The sequence below is a fragment of the Arsenophonus sp. ENCA genome (genome assembly GCF_002287155.1).
Lineage (GTDB): Bacteria > Pseudomonadota > Gammaproteobacteria > Enterobacterales > Enterobacteriaceae > Arsenophonus > Arsenophonus nilaparvatae.
In genome coordinates this window covers 1-3,654 of the sequence record NZ_NHNG01000145.1, presented here as the reverse complement: position 1 = coordinate 3,654, position 3,654 = coordinate 1, and the positions used below count along the sequence as shown (strand labels likewise).

4 protein-coding genes are annotated in these 3,654 nt (G+C 41.1%); all 4 read left to right on the top strand.

Annotated features, from left to right (window positions below):
• Positions 1 to 372: transposase (locus CBG25_RS04020; protein WP_290603757.1), on the top strand; the 372-nt coding region annotated here is incomplete at its 5' end.
• Between the two features lie 301 nt (positions 373 to 673).
• Positions 674 to 1,639 (top strand): PTS mannose transporter subunit IIAB, encoded by a 966-nt coding sequence (gene manX / locus CBG25_RS04015; RefSeq protein ID WP_290604686.1) that lies wholly within the window; start codon positions 674 to 676, stop codon positions 1,637 to 1,639.
• Between the two features lie 73 nt (positions 1,640 to 1,712).
• Complete coding sequence (locus tag CBG25_RS04010; protein WP_290604684.1) at positions 1,713 to 2,513, top strand: PTS mannose/fructose/sorbose transporter subunit IIC; 801 nt, start codon at positions 1,713 to 1,715, stop codon at positions 2,511 to 2,513.
• A gap of 15 nt (positions 2,514 to 2,528) precedes the next feature.
• Complete coding sequence (locus CBG25_RS04005) at positions 2,529 to 3,386, top strand: PTS mannose transporter subunit IID (protein ID WP_129109186.1); 858 nt, start codon at positions 2,529 to 2,531, stop codon at positions 3,384 to 3,386.
• Positions 3,387 to 3,654 lie beyond the last annotated feature (268 nt).

The following is a 3,654-nucleotide window of genomic DNA, read 5'->3' as shown; positions in this document are numbered from 1 at the left end:
AGCACCCACGACAGTCAGCATTTCGAAAGGGTCATTGACAAGGCCAACACCAATCGCAATATCTACGCCGACCGAGGCTATCCCTCTGCGGAGCGGGAAGCTTGGCTGAAGGCAAACGGCTATAGGAGCCAGATTCAGCGTAAAGGCCATCGAAACAAACCGTTGTCCAAGACTCAGCAAGGGCGAAACCACAGGATTGCAAAGACTAGGGCACGGGTTGAACATGCATTTGCGGCGATGGAACAAATGGGTAGAAAACTGATCCGCACCATTGGACAGGTGCGCGCTAATTTTGCCATGACGATGATGGCAGCATGTTACAACCTAAAGCGGTTGGCGTACTTCCAGAGCGCGTGCATCGTGGCTTTCTGACGCCCAGAATGGGTCAAATGGCCCTAGCCAGGGCAATGTGCGATAGAATCAGTAGCGTGATAATCAAAAAAAATCTAATTATTTAGAATGAAAGCCAAGGGTTAATTGAAAATCTTGAGTTTTTCGAGGTGCCCTTAAATGATAATCTATAAACTAATTAATTAGTTTCAATAATGGTTAATGCTTTATAACATGAAAAACTATTCATATTAGTGATTATTTGATTGTATTCATCCGTCAACGGAGAGTACACTCTAATAATCATTTTTATTATTTAACCTACTTCTTAAGGGGAAAAGTAGTGAGTGTAGCTATTATAATTAGCACTCATGGTGTTGCTGCAAAACAGTTGCTCATGACCGCTGAAATGTTGATTGGCGAACAACAAAATATCGCTTATATCGATTTTGTTCCAGGTGAAAACGCTGATACATTAATTGAAAAATATAATCAAAAGCTTAATGAGCTCGATGTTTCTCAAGGTGTGTTATTTTTAGTAGATATGTGGGGAGGCAGTCCATTTAACGCCGCTAGTCGAATTATCGAAAGTAAAGATAAAGACAAATATGATATAGTTACCGGAGTTAACGTCCCCATGTTAGTTGCTACGTTACTATCCCGTGATGATGATCCTACTTTTAGTGAATTAGTCAACACTGCTATTGAAACCGGTCGCAGCGAAATTAAAGCCAACAATCAGCAGACTAGCGATAAACCACAAAATTCACCGATGCCAACTCCCCCTCCAAAGGTAACCAATTCAGCTACGCAAGGCCATATGTTTATTGCCCTTGCACGAATTGATGATCGTTTAATTCATGGTCAAGTGGCTACTCGCTGGACCAAAGAGACAAAAGTTAAACGTATTATCGTAGTCAGTAATGAAGTTGCTAAAGATCATGTTCGTTCAACCTTATTAAAACAAGTTGCGCCACCGGGTGTCACTGCGCATGTGGTCGACGTAGAAAAATGTATTCGTGTCTACAATAATCCTAAGTATGCCGGTGAACGCGTTATGCTGTTATTTACCAATCCAACAGACGTTTTACGCCTTGTTGACGGTGGTGTCGAAATAAAGTCTGTTAATATTGGTGGCATGGCATACCGTGAGGGTAAAACACAGGTTAACAATGCAATCTCGATCGATAATGAGGATATTGATGCTTTCAATCAATTATCCAAACGAGGCATTGAACTTGAAGCGCGTAAAGTTTCTAGTGACAACAAACTGGATATGTTAGCTCTTATCAAAAAAGCAAAAAACTGAGTTTCCTTTTTTGGTTATCCATTCACGACTTAAAAATAGATTCACCAACGTTGTTGGTTACAGGAGATAAACAATGGAGCTTACCGTTGTTCAAATCATACTCGTTTTCCTTGTTGCCTGTATTGCAGGTATGGGTTCTGTGCTAGATGAATTCCAATTTCATCGTCCTTTAATTGCTTGTACACTAATTGGTCTCGTACTTGGTGACCTAAAAACAGGAATAATTATCGGCGGCACGCTGGAAATGATCGCGCTCGGATGGATGAATATCGGTGCGGCCATGGCTCCCGATGCCGCCCTAGCCTCAATTATTTCTACCATTCTGGTTATTGCCGGCGGGCAGGATATTGGTACCGGTATTGCACTAGCAATTCCTTTAGCTGCCGCAGGACAAGTATTGACCGTTATTGTTCGGACAATCACTGTTGCATTCCAACATGCATCTGATCGCGCTGCATTATCTGCTAATTTACGTGCATTAACCATAATTCATATCTTAGCTCTGTTATTACAGGCTATGCGTATTGCTATTCCTTCTTTAATTGTTGCTATCTCTGTAGGTACTTCAGAAGTCCAACACCTACTGGATTCAATTCCTGAGGTTGTCACTAAAGGGTTGAATATTGCTGGCGGTATGATCGTTGTTGTCGGTTACGCTATGGTAATCAATATGATGCGTGCGGGTTATCTAATGCCATTCTTCTACTTGGGCTTTGTAACTGCTGCATTTACCAATTTCAACCTAGTTGCACTAGGCGTGATTGGTGTTGTGATGGCTATTCTCTATATTCAACTCAGTCCAAAATACAACCAATCACAAATTGCTGCTTCGCAAAATAACGGCAATAGTGATTTAGATAATGAATTAGATTAATTAAGGAATGTAATAATGGCAGATACAACTTCAGTAAACCAAACAAATCTAAAAAAGCTTACTGCTGGTGATATTCGCGGAGTTTTTTTACGTTCCAATCTTTTTCAAGGATCGTGGAACTTTGAACGTATGCAAGCCCTTGGCTTTTGTTTTTCAATGATCCCAGTGATCCGACGTTTATACCCTGAAAACAGTGAAGAACGTAAACAAGCCATTAAACGCCATCTTGAGTTTTTTAATACCCATCCTTATGTAGCTGCGCCTGTTTTAGGTGTCACCATAGCAATGGAAGAGCAAAGAGCTAATGGCGCGGATATCGATGATGGTGCAATTAATGGTATCAAAGTAGGTTTAATGGGCCCTCTAGCGGGTGTTGGTGACCCTATTTTTTGGGGCACAGTACGTCCAGTATTTGCGGCTCTAGGTGCCGGAATTGCAATGTCAGGTAGTCTACTAGGGCCGCTACTATTTTTTATTTTGTTTAATTTAGTTCGCTTATTAACCCGTTATTACGGTGTTACCTATGGCTATAAAAAAGGGCTCGATATTGTTCATGACATGGGGGGTGGCTTTTTACAAAAAATGACCGAAGGTGCTTCTATCCTAGGGCTATTTGTCATGGGAGCATTAGTCAATAAGTGGACTAATGTTAATATCCCTTTAGTCGTATCAGAGATAAAAAATCCCAATACTGGTGAGGTGACAATTACCACCGTACAAACTATCCTCAATCAATTAATGCCGGGTTTAGTGCCATTATTACTAACCTTTGGTTGTATGTGGTTATTGAGACGCAAGGTTAATCCACTATGGATTATCATTGGTTTCTTTATTCTAGGCATTGTTGGCTATTGGGCTGGATTTTTAGGCTAACAGACTCAATTTCTTAATTGTCAATTGCGGGAGGTTGCAACCTCCCGTTTTTAATTTTATCTTTACAGCAGATTAATAATCGATTGGAGGGCACCTCGAAAAACCTAAGCCGAGTTTGATTTTGCTGATAAAGTTATCGGAAGCTGGTCTACTGAGCTAACCACCATGAAGAAACGCAGCGCCATTAAGAATGACCTCTTTGCAAACCAGTATCACCAACAGACGATCGACAAGTTGGGTGACCCGCTGGTCAAGATCGAAACCTGTA